The following is a 15,424-nucleotide window of genomic DNA, read 5'->3' as shown; positions in this document are numbered from 1 at the left end:
GCGGGCGCTATCGTGATGCCATGACCGATGCGGCCCCGCTTCCGCCCGGAGTTGCCGATACGGCCGCTGCTGACGCACCTCGACGCGCCCCCTGGGTGCTGTCGTCGCTGATCCTCGCCGCGCTGGTGTGCAACATCAACCTGGCGGCGGCGAACATCGCGCTGCCGGACATCGGCGACGCGTTCGGCGCCGGTCAGACATCCCTCAATCTCGTCGCCCTCGGCTGCTCGCTCGGCCTCGCGATGTCGGTGCTCTACCTCGGCGCGCTGGCGGACCGGTACGGCCGCAAGCAGCTGTTGATGCTCGGCCTCGCGCTCACGGTCGTGGCGAGCCTCTTCTCCGCGTTCGCCCCCTCGGTCGAGCTGCTCATCGCGGCGCGGATCTTCACGGGCATCGCGGCCGGCATGGCCTACCCCACGACGCTCTCGCTCATCACCGCGCTCTGGACCAATGGGCCGAAGCGCACGGGCGCCATCGCGCTCTGGTCGAGCGTCAGCGCGATGGCCACGGTCGTCGGCTCCGTGCTCGCCGGGCTGCTGCTGCAGGCGTTCTGGTGGGGTTCGGCATTCCTTCTCGCGCTGCCCATCGCGGCCACGGCTCTCGTCCTCGTCGCGATCCTGGTGCCCGCGCACGTGAAGGAGTCGAGTGATCCCGTCGACCACCGTGGGGGAGTGCTCGCGACGTTCGCGATCGCCGCGCTCGTCCTGGGCATCAGCATGGTGTTCGCGCCGGGGCAGGTGCTCGTGGGCGCCGTCCTGCTTCTCTCGGCGCTGATCTTGCTGGTGTTGTTCGGGTGGCGCCAGGCGGTCACGGCTCATCCGCTCTACGACCTGCGGGTCGCGCGCCGCAGACTCTTCTGGGTGCCCGCTACGGCTGGCACGATCGTGTTCGGATCGCTCATGGGCGCGATGTTCGTGGGTCAGCAGTTTCTGCAGAACATCCTCGGATACGACACGCTCGAGGCGGGTCTCGCGGTCGTTCCCGCGGCCGTGGGTCTTCTGGTCGTCGCGCCGATCTCGGCCCGGTTGGTCACGGCCCGCGGCTCCCGCGTGACGATGCTCGTCGGGTACGCGCTCGTCTTCGTCGGGTTCGTCACGATGCTGTTCTGGCGTGAGCAGACGCCGTATCCGCTGATAGGGTTCGGGTTCCTCGTCATCGGTGCCGGCGCAGCGTTCGCGATGACACCGGCCTCGCGGGCGCTCACCGAGAGCACACCCGTGCGCCGGGTCGGGATGGCCTCGGCGACGTCCGATCTGCAGCGCGACCTCGGCGGGTCCATCATGCAGGCGCTTCTCGGGGCGATCCTCGCGACCGGTTTCGCCGCCGCATTCGCTCGCTCGATCGCCGCGAGCCCCCAGGCCTCGCAGATCAGCGACAGCGTGACGACCGCACTTCAGGCATCCTTCGCTTCCGCGCTGCACGTGGCCGACCAGTACCCGCAGTACAAGGACGAGATCCTGGCCGCGGCCAGTCACAGCCTGGTCTCCGGCGCCCTCTTCGCATACCTCGTGGGTGCTATCGCGATCGCGCTGGGCGCGGGTCTCGTCGCTTTCTTCCTGCCTCCGCACAGCCGTGAGCGTGAGCTGGTCTCGCTCTACGAGACGCAGGATGCGTCGGGGAGGACCGAGCCTACGGTGCCCGAGCGCGGGTAACGGTCTGCGTGGCTCGCACCTCGTCGGGCCTCGGCACGGTAAGTTTCAGAAATGACCTCCGACGCTGCTCTCGCGCGTCGCTCCCGCCTTCACGGCAGTATCCGCGAACGCACGGTGGTGCAGAACCAGGTTCTGCTCGGCAGCATCGTGCTGCTCGGTTCGCTGTTCATCCTCGCGCTGCAGCAGGCGCAGAATTTCGATGCGTTCGTCCTGGGCCTGGGCGTCGCGTTCGCGGCAACGGGTGCGGCCCTGGTCGTCCCGTGGAACAAGTTCCCGCCGTACATGACGGCCGTGATCCCGGCGATCGACATCTTCGCGATCGCCATCCTGCGCTACGCGTCACCCGAATCCGGTCTGGGACTCCTGTGGGCGTTTCCGGCCATGTGGATCGCGTACATGTACGGGGTCACGGGCACCATCCTCGCGGTCGCCAGCATCTCGGCCCTGTTCTGGCTCTTGCTGGCGATCAGCCCGAGCCAGGAGATCACGGCCACGACGTTGCTGTTGCCCATCTCGGTCGGTGCGGTCGCCACGATCGCGTACCTCGCGGCCCGGCGCTCGTCGGCTCAACGGGAGCTGCTCGACAAACAGTCCCGCAATCTCGAGCGATCGGTCGAGCGCGCGCGTCGGCAGGAAGACATCGTCACGGATGCGCTGGACGCGGTCGACTTCGGCGTGATCCGGATCTCTCCCGACGGTTCGCTCGCCGTCACCAACGAGGCACACGCGCGGCTGCAGCGCGCACGATCGCGGGGCGCGGAAGCGGCGGCCTTCGGCGCGGACGGTGTCACGCGCCTGCTCGCGGACGAGATGCCTCTCGCGCGGGCCCGTGCGGGCGAGCTGTTCGAGAACGAACTGGTCTGGTACGGCGAGCCGGGAGACGACAAGCGCCGCGCGCTCAGCATGACGGCCCGCCGCATCCAGGACGTCAATGGACAGGATGCCGGCACGATCGTCATCTCGCGCGACGTCACGACCGAAGAGCTCGCACTTCGCGCACGCGAGGATCTCGTCGCATCCGTCTCGCACGAACTGCGCACGCCGCTGACATCGATCATCGGATATCTCGACCTGGCGCTCGACGAGGAGTCGCTCGCACCGACCGCCCGCCGGAGCCTCGAGGTCGCCGAACGCAACGCCAGTCGGCTGCTCGAGCTCGTTTCCGACATCCTCACGGCCTCGGCCGAGTCGCGGCAGGGTGTGGACCTGTCCGTGACGCCTCAGATGTGCGACCTGTCGGAGGTGGTCATGGCGTCGATCGAGGCCGTCATCCCGCCGGCGGGCGAACGGCGCATCACGATCGACGCGTCGGGTGTGGAGTCCGCTCCGGCATTCGCCGACCCGCACCGCATCCGTCAGGTCATGGACAACCTGCTCTCGAACGCGGTGAAGTACAACGACGACGGTGGCCACATCGAGGTGGGGCTGACATCCGACGGGCTGCACGCCTGGATCGTGGTGCGAGACGACGGCCCCGGAATCAGCGAGCAGGAGCTGCCGCGCCTCTTCGAACGCTTCTTCCGGGCGGATGCCGTCCGAAAGACGACCACCCACGGCAGCGGGCTCGGACTCGCGATCACCCGCGACATCGTCCGTGCATCCGGCGGCGAGATCACCGTCCAGACACGATCCGGCGAGGGCGCGACCTTCATCGTGCGACTGCCCGCCACCGACCCCCGGGGAGAAGCCTGATGGTCTTCGACATGTTCTCGATCTCGCTCTGCACCGCCGTCGTCGTCATCGTGGCGGGGGTCCAGTTCGTGCTGGACACGGTGCTGCGACGCGACACCGGGGCCGGACGTATTTGGTCTCTCGCTTTCATCGCGGCGATCCTGACCACGCTGTGCTACCTGGCCTGGGTTGCATCCGACCAGGCCGGCATCGCGATCGCGCTCGGAAATGCCGCCTTCGTCGTCGGCACCGGCTGTCTGTGGCTCGGGTCGCGGAGCTACAACGGACGATCCCTGAGCGTGTCGGCGTGGATCGTCGCGGGCGCTGCCGCGGCGGTGCTGGTCGCGTCCCTGGTCGACGGCCCGAACGGGGGGGCCTGGGCGGGCGCGCTCGTGATGTTCATCGCCCTCGCCGTGCTCGCGGGCCTGGGCGCGGTCGAGTCCCGGCGATCGGCCATGGGGCGGAGCGCTTCCACCGTTGCGCTGACGCTCGTCCTGGGGGTGCAGTGCGCGTACTACGTCGCGCGATCCGTCGTGTTCGTGACCGTGGGTCCGGCCGACCCGTTCTTCCTGACCTGGTTCGGGACGATCACCACATCGTTCCTGACGATCATCCTGACGATCGTCGCTGTCGTATCCATGTCGGTCCTGCGGTCGGGTCAGGCGCGCCTGCGCGGGCGCGGCGACAGCACGACGCTGTTGCTCGATGCCGACGGTCTCTACGACGACGATTCGTTCACCAAACTGTTCGGCGACCTGACCCAGCGTGCCGCGGCGTTCAGCGAACGCATCGCGGTGATCTCGGTGCGTCTCGACGACCTGCCCCAAATCGCAACCGCGTTCGGCACGGTCGATGCTCAAGACATCGCCCACGCCTGGCGGGTCGGTTCGCGTCGATACGCCCCCACCTCGGCGATCGTCGGCTACGCGGGTGCCTCGGGCATCGTCATCGCGCTGCAGCCGTCATCGATCGGCGATGCGCGGCGTGTCGCGAGCCGGATCCACCGCCGCCTGCTCGACGATTTCGGGTCGATGGGGACATCCGTGGTCCCCGTGCTCGGCGTCGGAATAGCCGTCAGTGACATCGCGGGTTACGACTCCGAGGCACTCTTCACGGCGGCGAACGACGCCGCGGTGCGCTCGGCCTCGAGTCCGGATGCCTCGGTCATGATCGCGGGCGCCGTCTGACCAGCTGAATCCGATCGGGGATCCGCTCCGATGCAGAGCTTCGGGCGCGGTGCGTCTTTCAGGCGGAGGTCAGACGGTAGCCGACGCCCCGGATCGTCTCGATCCAGCGCGGGCTGGCCGCCGATTCGCCCAGCTTGCGGCGCAGATTGGCCACGTGCACTTCGATCGCGCGCACATCGTGCTCGCTCACGAAACCGCTTCCGCCCGCGTAACGCTCACCACGGAGCATGAGGGCGAGGTCGTCCTTGCCGACGACCCGCCGACCCGCCGACAGCAGGTCGGCCATGATGTCGAACTCGCTACGGGTGAGCTCGACGTCCGAGCCGTCCACGGTGGCGATACGCATCTCGGGGTGCAGGCGCAGACCCCGGTGCTCGTACCATCCGTCCGAATCGTCCGGCTCGGGAGGGGACGGGGGATTCGCGGTCGACGCGGCGGAGACGGCGGAGGGCGCGGATTCGATCGGGACGACCGTCGCGTGCGTGGTCGAGCGGGGCCGCCGCATCATGGCCTCGATCCGAGCGCGCAACTCGCGCGGGCGGAACGGCTTGGTGACGTAGTCGTCGGCGCCGGCCTGCAGCCCCTGAAGGGTGTCGATCTCGTCGGCGCGTGCCGTGAGCATGACGATGTAGGTATCGCTGACCTCGCGGATGCGCTTCGCGGTTTCGAATCCGTCGATGCCGGGCATGCTGACATCCAACGTCGTCACCACGGGCTGGTATTCGCGGATGAGGTCGAGACCCTCGACGCCCGAAGACGCCGCGTAGACCAGGAAGCCCGCCTGCTCGAGCACCTGCGAGACGAGCGCGCGTATGTCTGTATCGTCCTCGATCACGACGGCGACACCAGAGTTCGACACGAACATCCCTCCCCGCCAGGCACGCGTATGAGCGGGCGCGCTGACTTCGGCGATGATATCCCAGAAGACTCTTCTGAATGCTTCCCCAGGCACTCTTGTTCCTAACTCTTGCCGTCTGGCTGTGGTGTTTGCGGTCACGGATGCGGGTCACGCCGCGCAATTACCGACCCCGTACATACGGGCCCGCCGCCGTCCATTTCCTGCGCTCGACGTCTCCCCAGACGTGTTTCTCTTGCCCGTTGCGGTGAATCCGATAGGACTTCACGGAACGAGCGGTTGCGAGCGACATGGATGGACGGCTGGCGCCGGCACCGATGTATCGAATGGCGAGATCCCCCCGGCTCTCGCCCTTCTTTGTCTTGCTGTCCGAGAATCCGACGTCCCCCGCGTCTCGTTCCCGTCCTCTGTCGCGTCTCGCGTGCTGTGCTGCAGGCCACCCGCTCGGTGCGACAGATATGACGTTAGAGGTCGTGCCTCAAGACGGGCTCAGCCCTTGCTCAGGGTCGTGTTCAGGTCGCGTCTTGAGCCGATCCTGAGGTTCACGGGGTCGCTTTCCGACGTTGCTGCCAGGCGTGGCATGCTCGATCCATGCCACTCATCGCCCTCACCGGCGGCATCGCCGCGGGAAAGTCGACGATCGCCCGCCGGCTCGCCGAGCACGGTGCCGTCGTCGTCGACGCGGACGCGCTGGTGCGCGAGGTCCAGCAGTCCGGATCTCCCGTGCTCGCCCGCATCGCCGAGGAGTTCGGCACGGACGTCATCCGTGCGGACGGAACGCTCGATCGCGCCGCGCTCGGGGCCGTCGTGTTCGGAGACGACGCCCAGATCGCGCGCCTGAACGAGATCGTGCATCCGGCGGTCCGTGCTCTCTCCCACGCCCGGTTCGCCGAGGCCCGTGCCGCCGATCCGGACGCGGTCATCGTCTACGACGTCCCCCTCCTCGTCGAGGCGCGCGGCAGCGATCCCTGGGATCTCGTGGTCGTTGCGCACGCGCCCGCGTCGCTCCGCGTTCAGCGCCTGCGAGAGGAGCGGGGCCTGGGCGAGACGGAGGCCGCGGCGCGCATCGCCGCGCAGGTCAGCGACGACGAGCGCCTGGCGATCGCGGACGTGGTGATCGACACGTCCGGACCGATCGAACAGACGCTCGCGCAGGCCGACGAGCTGTGGAACCGGCTGACCACCCCCGATCGGAGCTGATCCGGTGCGGGCCGCGCGTCCGGCGCGTGCGCGGTGCGCGAACACCGGGCCCGGTGTCGGAACCCCCGCATAGGCTCGAAGCATGCAGACCACGCGCAGCGTGCGGCCCTTCGAGGTCGTCAGCGAGTATCAGCCCTCGGGCGACCAGCCGACCGCGATCGCGGACCTGGCTCAGCGCATCAACGCGGGTGAGACCGACGTCGTGCTGCTCGGTGCGACGGGTACCGGCAAGTCGGCCACGACAGCGTGGCTCATCGAGCAGGTCCAGCGCCCGACGCTCATCCTGGCCCACAACAAGACGCTCGCCGCGCAGCTCGCGAACGAGTTCCGTGAGCTCATGCCGAACAACGCGGTCGAGTACTTCGTCTCGTACTACGACTACTACCAGCCCGAGGCATACGTGCCGCAGACCGATACGTTCATCGAGAAAGACAGCTCGATCAACTCCGAGGTCGAGCGCCTGCGGCACTCGACGACCAACTCGCTCCTGTCGCGGCGCGATGTCGTCGTGGTGTCGACCGTCTCGTGCATCTATGGCCTCGGTGCCCCCGAGGAGTACCTGCGCGCCATGGTGGCCCTGCAGGTGGGGGAGCGGTACGACCGCGATGCGCTGATCCGCAAGTTCATCTCGATGCAGTACAACCGCAACGACGTCGACTTCTCGCGCGGCAACTTCCGCGTGCGCGGCGACACGATCGAGATCATCCCGGTGTACGAGGAGTACGCGATCCGCATCGAGCTCTTCGGCGACGAGATCGAGGCGTTGTACCGGCTGCATCCGCTCACGGGCGACGTTCTCGAGAAGCTCGATGCCGTCCCGATCTTCCCGGCCTCCCACTATGTCGCGGGCACCGATGTCATGCAGCGCGCGATCGGCACGATTGAGACCGAGCTCGAGCAGCGGCTGAAAGAGCTCGAGGGTCAGGGCAAGCTGCTCGAGGCGCAGCGGTTGCGCATGCGTACCACCTTCGATCTCGAGATGATGCAGCAGCTCGGCTTCTGCTCGGGAATCGAGAACTACTCGCGGCACATCGATGCGCGCGCGCCGGGCGAGGCGCCCCATTGTCTGCTCGACTTCTTCCCCGACGACTTCCTCGTCGTGATCGACGAGTCGCACGTCACCGTGCCGCAGATCGGCGCGATGTACGAGGGGGACGCCTCTCGTAAGCGCACACTCGTCGACCACGGATTCCGTCTGCCGAGCGCGATGGACAACCGCCCGCTCCGGTGGGACGAGTTCAAGAACCGCGTCGGTCAGACGGTGTACCTCTCGGCGACCCCGGGTCGTTACGAGATGGGCATCGCCGACGGCGTCGTCGAGCAGATCATCCGCCCGACGGGTCTCGTCGACCCCCAGATCATCGTGAAGCCCGCCAAGGGACAGATCGATGACCTGCTCGAGCAGATCCGCCTCCGTGTCGAACGTGACGAGCGCGTGCTCGTCACGACCCTGACGAAGAAGATGTCGGAAGAGTTGACGGACTTCCTGGGCGAACACGGAGTGCGGGTCCGTTATCTGCACTCGGATGTCGACACCCTCCGACGCGTCGAGCTGCTGACCGAGCTGCGGGCCGGCGTGTACGACGTGCTCGTGGGCATCAACCTGCTGCGTGAGGGCCTCGACCTGCCCGAAGTGTCGCTCGTCTCGATCCTCGATGCCGACAAGGAGGGGTTCCTGCGTTCCGGGACATCCCTGATCCAGACGATCGGTCGCGCGGCTCGAAACGTCTCCGGTGAGGTGCACATGTACGCCGATACGATGACCGACTCGATGAGAAAGGCGATCGACGAGACGGATCGCCGCCGTGAGAAGCAGGTGGCGTACAACCTCGAGCACGGCATCGACCCCACCCCGCTGCGCAAGCGCATCGCGGACATCACGGAGGTGCTGGCGCGCGAGGGCGCAGACACGGCCGAGATGCTCTCGAAGCGCGAGGCCGGTCGCGGAGCGTCCCAGGGTAGGGGCAAGGCGCCCACGCCACGGTCGCTCAGCACGAAGGGACACCAGGGGATCGCGGCCGAGGGAGCGAACCAGCTCGAGGCGACGATCGGCGATCTGAGCGCGCAGATGCTGGCGGCCGCCTCCGAACTCAAGTTCGAACTCGCCGCCCGGCTACGAGACGAGGTGCAAGACCTCAAGCGCGAGCTTCGGGCGATGGAGCGGGCCGGGCACGCCTGATCCGCTGAGCCGTCTGCCTCGGGGTGACGTTCCCGAGCCGCCGCGACACGACTGCCCATCGCACGATGGCGCCACTCATTGACGTCCGCGGTTTCGATGCACGCAGCCGATGCGGATTCGTGTATCCGTCGCGGGAGAGAGATCCCGGGCGCGGCGTATTACGGGCAGTGCAGCAGCGGCTTCGGTCCGGTGCGGTCGATCGTGTGGGCGTCCATGGGGGCACGGCAGATCGGGCACGGCGCCGGTCTGACGGGTTGTGCCGCGTCGTCATCGTAGGGTCCTACCGCGGCGGGACCGGCGACTCGGATCAACGACGCGTTGAACCACTGGTACAGGCCGCCCGCTTCCCGGATGCGCTGGCGCAACGGGATCTTGTGTGTCATGACAATTAGTGTACTAACTAATTGCTAGTCTGGCCTGATGCACAGCAAAGATGACCTCTTGCGCCTCGACAACCAGGTGTGTTTCGCCATCGTGACCGCGGCGCGGAACGTCGTGTCGATCTACCGGCCGATCCTCGAACCGCTCGGGCTGACGCATCCGCAATACCTGGTCATGCTGGCGCTCTGGGAGGACGCACCGTGGTCACTCGGTGCACTCGCGGAAGAGCTCGCACTCGAGCCGGCGAGCCTGTCGCCCCTGATCAAGCGGCTCGAGGCGGATGGTCTCGTGACCAGGCGGCGATCGACGTCCGACGAGCGGGTGCTGCTCATCGATCTCACGGACGAGGGGCGTGAGCTGCGAGAGCTCGCTCTCCAGGTCCCGGGGCGCGTGATGGAGGCCGTCGGTCTCGAGGTGGGAGAAGTCGAGGCGCTGCGCGATGCCCTGGCTCCCTTCGCCGGGCGCGCGGGCCGGCTGTGACGAGGAGCGTATGCGCTCGGTGTCTCCGCTGACCGCGAACCGCGAAGCCGGTGTCGGTGGCCGCTCCTACACTTGACGGGTGCCTATCGTCCCCGTTGCCGCGCCCTCGAAACTGAGCGTCAGAGGCGCTCGGGTTCACAACCTCAAGAACGTCGACCTCGAGATTCCACGCGATGCGCTGGTGGTGTTCACGGGCCTGAGCGGATCGGGAAAGTCGAGCCTGGCGTTCGACACGATCTTCGCCGAAGGGCAGCGCCGCTACGTCGAGTCGTTGAGCGCCTATGCGCGGCAGTTCCTGGGGCAGGTCGACCGCCCGGATGTCGACTTCATCGAGGGGCTGAGCCCGGCCGTCAGCATCGATCAGAAGTCGACCAACCGCAACCCGCGATCGACCGTGGGCACCATCACCGAGATCTACGACTACATGCGTCTGCTGTGGGCACGCATCGGTGTCCCGCACTGCCCCGTCTGCGGTGAGGTCATCCAGCGCCAGACGGTCCAGCAGGTCGCCGATCAGCTCGTCGAACTCCCCGAGGGCACGCGCTATCAGATCGTCGCGCCCATCGTGAGTCAGAAGAAGGGTGAGTTCGTCGACCTGTTCCGCGAACTCGGAGCCAAGGGCTACTCGCGCGCGATCGTCGATGGTGAGCTGATCCAGCTCGCCGAACCGCCGACTCTCAAGAAGAGTTACAAGCACGACATCGCCGTCGTGGTCGACCGACTGGTGGCGGGTCCCGACATCCTCGGTCGCGTCACCGACTCGGTCGAGACGGCGCTGGGCCTCGCCGGCGGCGTGATGCAGGTCAACTTCGTCGACGAAGAGGGTGATGCCGCATGGCAGAGCTTCTCCGAGAAGCTTTCCTGCCCCAACGGACACCCCCTGCAGCTCACCGAGATCGAGCCGCGCACCTTTTCGTTCAACGCACCGTTCGGTGCGTGCCCGGAGTGCTCGGGGCTCGGCACCCGCATGGCCGTGGACGTCGAGCTCCTGCTCGGCGACGAATCCGCGTCGATCCGCGAGGGCGTCATCGTGCCCTGGACGACGCAGGGCAAGGGGCTCTTCCAGTACTACGAGCGGCTGCTCGAGGGGCTCGCTCGCGACCTCGATTTCTCGCTCGACACCCCGTGGCGGAAGTTGCCCGAGTCGGTCCGCGAGGCGGTTCTGCGTGGCGAGGACTACAAGGTCACCGTCAAATGGAAGAACCGGTACGGGCGCGAGATGCGCTACGCCTCGGGGTTCGAGGGCGTCGTGCCCTACATCGAACGTCAGTGGCTGCAGGCCGAGTCCGACACCCAGCGCGGTCGGTGGGGCGAGTTCCTGCGCGAGGTTCCATGTCCGGTCTGTGAGGGCACACGCCTGAAGCCCGAGGTGCTCGCCGTCAAGGTGCACGGTCACTCGATCGCCGAGGTAACCGGGCTCAGCCTGTCGGACGCACGCGAGTTCATGCAGACCCTGCAGCTCACGGAACGCGAGGCGAAGATCGCGGCGCAGGTCTTGCGTGAGATCCGGGTGCGCCTGGACTTCTTGCTGCAGGTCGGACTCACCTATCTCAACCTCGGCCGTTCGGCAGGCTCCCTCTCCGGTGGCGAGGCACAGCGCATCCGCCTCGCGACGCAGATCGGTTCGGGGCTGACCGGCGTGCTCTACGTCCTGGACGAGCCCTCGATCGGATTGCATCAGCGCGACAACCGGCGCCTCGTCCGCACCCTCGAGACGCTGCGCGACCTCGGCAACACCCTGATCGTCGTCGAGCACGACGAAGAGACGATCCAGGCCGCCGATTGGGTCGTCGACATCGGACCGCTCGCGGGTGTGCACGGAGGAACCGTGGTCCACTCCGGGCCCTACGAGGCTCTGCTCTCGGACGAGAATTCGCTGACGGGCGACTATCTGGCCGGCCGCCGTGAGATCCCGACACCGACCAAGCGTCGCAAGTTCGACAAGAATCGCAAGATCACGGTCGTCGGCGCCCGTGAGAACAATCTGCGAAACGTCAGCGCGGACTTCCCGCTCGGGGTGCTCACGGCCGTCACCGGGGTGAGCGGCTCGGGCAAGTCCTCGCTCGTCAACGACATCCTCTACCAGGTGTTGGCGTCGCGCCTGAACGGCGCCCGCACCGTTCCCGGCAAGCACACGCGCGTCACCGGCCTGGACGATCTCGACAAGGTCGTGCACGTCGACCAGAACCCGATCGGCCGCACACCGCGTTCCAATCCGGCCACCTACACCGGAGTGTTCGACCGCGTCCGCACGCTCTTCAGCGAGACGCCCGAGGCGAAGGTACGCGGCTACCAGCCGGGACGCTTCAGCTTCAACGTCAAGGGCGGGCGCTGCGACGCGTGCTCGGGCGACGGAACGATCAAGATCGAGATGAACTTCCTGCCCGACGTCTACGTCGACTGCGAGGTGTGTCACGGCAAGCGCTACAACCGCGACACGCTAGCGGTGCACTACAAGGGCAAGAACATCGCCGAGGTCCTCGAGATGTCGATCGAGGAGGCGGCCGAGTTCTTCGAGCCGATCCAGGCGATCCACCGCTACCTGAAGACGTTGGTGGACGTGGGACTCGGATATGTCCGGCTCGGCCAGTCGGCAACGACGCTCAGCGGGGGAGAGGCGCAGCGCGTCAAGCTCGCCACCGAACTCCAGCGCCGCAGCAACGGACGCAGCATCTACGTGCTCGATGAACCCACCACGGGACTGCACTTCGAGGATGTCCGTCGCCTGCTCGAGGTGCTCGGTGGGCTCGTCGACAAGGGCAACACCGTCATCGTGATCGAGCACAACCTGGATGTCATCAAGTCGGCCGACTGGGTCATCGACCTCGGCCCCGAGGGTGGCTCGGGCGGTGGCCAGATCGTCGCGACGGGAACGCCCGAGCAGGTGGCACGCAACGAGAACAGCTTCACCGGTGCCTTCCTGGCGGAGGTGCTGGGTCAGCGCGAGCAGCGCAAGGCGGGGTAGCCGTGGCCGCTGCGTCATCCCGGCCCCAGCTGCCGTATCGTCCCCGTGCCGGTGAGATCCCGACCAACCCCGGTGTATACCGATTCCGCGATTCTTCCGGGCGCGTTCTCTACGTGGGCAAGGCGAAGAGCCTGCGCTCCCGTCTGAGCAACTACTTCGCCCCGCTGCACACGCTCCACGAGCGCACGCGCCGCATGGTGACGACCGCGTCCTCCGTGGAGTGGACGGTCGTGGGCAGCGATGTCGAGGCACTCCAGCTGGAGTACATGTGGATCAAGGAATTCGATCCGCCCTTCAACGTGCGCTACCGCGACGACAAGTCCTACCCGTTCATGGCGATCACGCTCGGTGACGAGGCTCCCCGCGTCGTCGTCACCCGCAACCGCCGGATCAAGGGAGCGAAGTACTTCGGCCCCTATCCGAAGATCTGGGCAGTGCACGACACGATCGACCTGATGATCAAGGTCTTCCCCATCCGGACGTGCAGCGACTCCAGCTATCGGAAAGCGATGCAGACCGGCCGACCCTGTTTCCCGGGGCAGATCGGCAAGTGCGGTGGGCCGTGTTCGATGAAGGTGACGATCGAAGAGCATCGCGCGATCGTGGACGACTTCGTCGCGTTCATGTCGGGGGGCGACCAGCGGTTCCGCACCCAGTTGTCGGCTCGCATGCGCGAGGCTTCGGCGGCCATGGATTACGAGAGCGCGGCCACGTATCGAGACAAGCTCGCCGCCGTCGACGCCGTGCTGTCACGCAGCGCGCTCGTCCTCGGCGAAGACGTCGATGCGGACCTGTTCGGTATCGCCGAGGACGAACTCGCCGCGACCGTCCAGCACTTCGTCATCCGGGGCGGCCGTATCCGCGGTGTGCGGGCATCGACGATCGAGAAGGAACTCGACATCGAGGGCGGGGACCTGGTCGATCAGGTCCTGCAACGCGCGTACGGCGACGCCGCGGCAGCGGACATCCCGCGTCGCGTCTTCATTCCGGTTCTGCCCCCGGATGCGACGGAACTCGAGGAGTGGCTTCGCGAGAGGCGCGGTCGTCCGGTGACCGTGCAAACGGCGCAGCGGGGGCGCAAGGCCGATCTGCAGCGCACGGCCAATCTCAACGCCCAGCAGGCGCTCATGTTGCACAAGACGCGACGCACCAGCGACTACATCGCCCGCAGCCAAGCCCTCACGGACCTGCAAGAAGCGCTCGGGCTGGCCGAAGCGCCCCTGCGGATCGAGTGCTTCGATGTGTCGCACCTGAGCGGCTCGAACGTCGTGGCATCGATGGTGGTCTTCGAGGATGGATTACCCCGCAAAGACCAGTACCGCTCGTTCTCGATCGCCGAGACGACCGATGACACGGACTCCATCCATCAGGTCCTCACGCGCCGACTCGCCTATCTCGACCGCCCGGAGGAACCCGAGGTCGAGGGTACGGTGCGCAAGCGACCACGTTTCGCCTACCCTCCGCAGCTTCTCGTGGTCGACGGGGGGCGACCTCAGGTCGAGGCGGCCGCGCGGGCTCTCGCGGACACCGGCCACGAAGAGATCGCGCTGTGCGGAATCGCGAAGCGGTTGGAAGAGGTCTGGCTGCCCGGCGACGAGTACCCCGTCATCCTGCCGCGCACGAGTGAGGCGCTCTATCTGCTGCAGCGCCTGCGCGACGAGGCGCACCGGTTCGCGATCACGCACCAGCGTTCCCGTCGCCGGAAGGACATCCAGAGCGTCCTCGCCGAGATCCCCGGCCTCGGTGCCGAGAGGATCCGCGTGTTGCTGCGGCACTTCGGATCGGTCGCCGCACTGAGGCGTGCCAGCGCGGAGGAGATCACCGAGGTGAAGGGCATCGGTCCCAAGCTCGCGGCGACGATCCAGACGCGCCTGCGAGACGCAGCCGAGGTGGCGGCGGCCGCGGAGGGCGCGAACCTTCCGCCCCTCGCCGAGTCAGTAGGCTAGGAGCCGGGCTGATGGGGACTGGAGCGATGACGGACACGGGCGGCGGAGCGGGGGAGGTCCTCGTGGTGACCGGTATGTCCGGCGCCGGAAGATCCACGGTCGGCAACGCGCTCGAAGACCTCGACTGGTACGTCGTCGACAACCTGCCGCCGCAGATGCTGCGGCCCTTGCTCGACATCACCGGTCTCGCCGCCGGCGCTCTGCCCCGGGTGGCGGCCGTCGTGGATGTGCGGGGCAGGGGTCTGTTCGAGGACCTTCCCGATGTGATGGACGCTCTGCGTAAGGGTCGTCAGGTGCGTCTCATGTTCCTCGACGCCTCGGACGAGGTGCTCGTCCGTCGTTTCGAAGCGGTCCGGCGCCCGCACCCCCTGCAGGGGGAAGGAACCATCCTCGATGGAATCCAGCGCGAACGTCGACGCCTGGCGCCCATCCGCGAGAGTGCCGATCTGATCATCGACACCAGCGCGTACAACATCCATCAGCTCGCGACGACCGTATCCGAGCTGTTCCTCGAGGAGAGTTCGGCCCGCCACACCATCACGGTGCAGAGTTTCGGGTTCAAATACGGCGTGCCGCCCGACGCCGACCTGGTCGCCGACATGCGGTTTCTGCCGAACCCGTTCTGGAACGAGGAGCTCCGCCACCTCACCGGACAGGATGGGCGCGTCCGCGACTTCGTGCTCGCGCAAGAGGGTGCGATGGAGTTCTTGGATGCGTACGCCCAGTCTCTGGCGCCCGTTCTGGCCGGGTATCAACGCGAGAACAAGCGCCACTCCACGGTCGCCGTCGGGTGCACCGGCGGCAAGCACCGTTCCGTCGCGATGGCGGAGCAGCTGGCCGCTCGGCTGTCTACCGTGCCCGGAGTCGCCGTGCGCGTGAAGCATCGCGATCTCGGTCGCGAGTAGGC

General features: G+C 67.2%; 11 protein-coding genes. 9 read left to right on the top strand and 2 right to left on the bottom strand.

Features of this window, described 5'->3' with window-relative positions; genetic code table 11:
- Nucleotides 1-20: 20 nt before the first annotated feature.
- Genes CGU35_RS08365 through CGU35_RS08355 form a run of 3 tightly spaced genes read left to right on the top strand, consistent with a single transcriptional unit; the run spans nt 21 to nt 4,510 of the window.
- The gene (locus tag CGU35_RS08365; RefSeq protein WP_100811038.1) at nt 21-1,652 is read left to right on the top strand and encodes an MFS transporter; all 1,632 of its coding nucleotides are present in this window, start codon (nt 21-23) and stop codon (nt 1,650-1,652) included.
- Nucleotides 1,653-1,703: 51 nt separating this feature from the next.
- Nucleotides 1,704-3,344, top strand: a complete 1,641-nt coding sequence (locus tag CGU35_RS08360; RefSeq protein WP_100811037.1) for a sensor histidine kinase — start codon at nt 1,704-1,706, stop codon at nt 3,342-3,344.
- On the top strand, nt 3,344-4,510 hold the full coding sequence (locus tag CGU35_RS08355) for a hypothetical protein (RefSeq protein ID WP_100811036.1): 1,167 nt from the start codon (nt 3,344-3,346) through the stop codon (nt 4,508-4,510). Before CGU35_RS08360 ends, CGU35_RS08355 begins: the two co-directional genes overlap by 1 nt.
- A 58-nt stretch (nt 4,511-4,568) precedes the next feature.
- Here the strand turns inward: CGU35_RS08355 and CGU35_RS08350 are convergent, their stop codons facing one another.
- Nucleotides 4,569-5,375 (bottom strand): response regulator transcription factor, encoded by an 807-nt coding sequence (locus CGU35_RS08350; RefSeq protein ID WP_100811035.1) that lies wholly within the window; start codon nt 5,373-5,375, stop codon nt 4,569-4,571.
- Between the two features lie 582 nt (nt 5,376-5,957).
- On the opposite strand from CGU35_RS08350, the gene coaE reads away from it, so the two are divergent.
- Nucleotides 5,958-6,566 carry a dephospho-CoA kinase gene (gene coaE, locus CGU35_RS08345; RefSeq protein WP_100811034.1) on the top strand — a complete coding sequence of 203 codons (609 nt, stop codon included), beginning with the start codon at nt 5,958-5,960 and terminating at the stop codon, nt 6,564-6,566.
- Between the two features lie 82 nt (nt 6,567-6,648).
- Entirely contained in the window at nt 6,649-8,745 is a 2,097-nt protein-coding gene (gene uvrB, locus CGU35_RS08340) for an excinuclease ABC subunit UvrB (RefSeq protein ID WP_100811033.1), read from the top strand.
- Nucleotides 8,746-8,903: 158 nt separating this feature from the next.
- Here the strand turns inward: uvrB and CGU35_RS08335 are convergent, their stop codons facing one another.
- The gene (locus CGU35_RS08335) at nt 8,904-9,128 is read right to left on the bottom strand and encodes a hypothetical protein (RefSeq protein ID WP_100811032.1); all 225 of its coding nucleotides are present in this window, start codon (nt 9,126-9,128) and stop codon (nt 8,904-8,906) included.
- 37 nt (nt 9,129-9,165) lie between these two features.
- On the opposite strand from CGU35_RS08335, the gene CGU35_RS08330 reads away from it, so the two are divergent.
- From CGU35_RS08330 to rapZ, 4 genes are all read left to right on the top strand, one after another.
- Nucleotides 9,166-9,606, top strand: coding sequence for a MarR family winged helix-turn-helix transcriptional regulator (locus CGU35_RS08330; protein WP_100811031.1), 441 nt, complete (start codon nt 9,166-9,168; stop codon nt 9,604-9,606).
- A 79-nt stretch (nt 9,607-9,685) separates the two neighbouring features.
- Nucleotides 9,686-12,571 (top strand): excinuclease ABC subunit UvrA, encoded by a 2,886-nt coding sequence (uvrA, locus tag CGU35_RS08325; RefSeq protein ID WP_100811030.1) that lies wholly within the window; start codon nt 9,686-9,688, stop codon nt 12,569-12,571.
- Nucleotides 12,572-12,573: 2 nt separating this feature from the next.
- The gene (uvrC, locus tag CGU35_RS08320; protein ID WP_232711192.1) at nt 12,574-14,517 is read left to right on the top strand and encodes an excinuclease ABC subunit UvrC; all 1,944 of its coding nucleotides are present in this window, start codon (nt 12,574-12,576) and stop codon (nt 14,515-14,517) included.
- Between the two features lie 26 nt (nt 14,518-14,543).
- A complete protein-coding gene (gene rapZ, locus CGU35_RS08315; RefSeq protein ID WP_100811029.1) occupies nt 14,544-15,422 on the top strand; it encodes an RNase adapter RapZ in 879 nt (292 codons plus the stop codon).
- The last annotated feature ends 2 nt before the right edge of the window (nt 15,423-15,424 follow it).

The sequence above is a fragment of the Microbacterium sp. BR1 genome, assembly GCF_002812725.1.
GTDB lineage: Bacteria > Actinomycetota > Actinomycetes > Actinomycetales > Microbacteriaceae > Microbacterium.
Note: the sequence above shows the minus strand (reverse complement) of the source record. Positions and strands in the feature narration are given on the sequence as shown.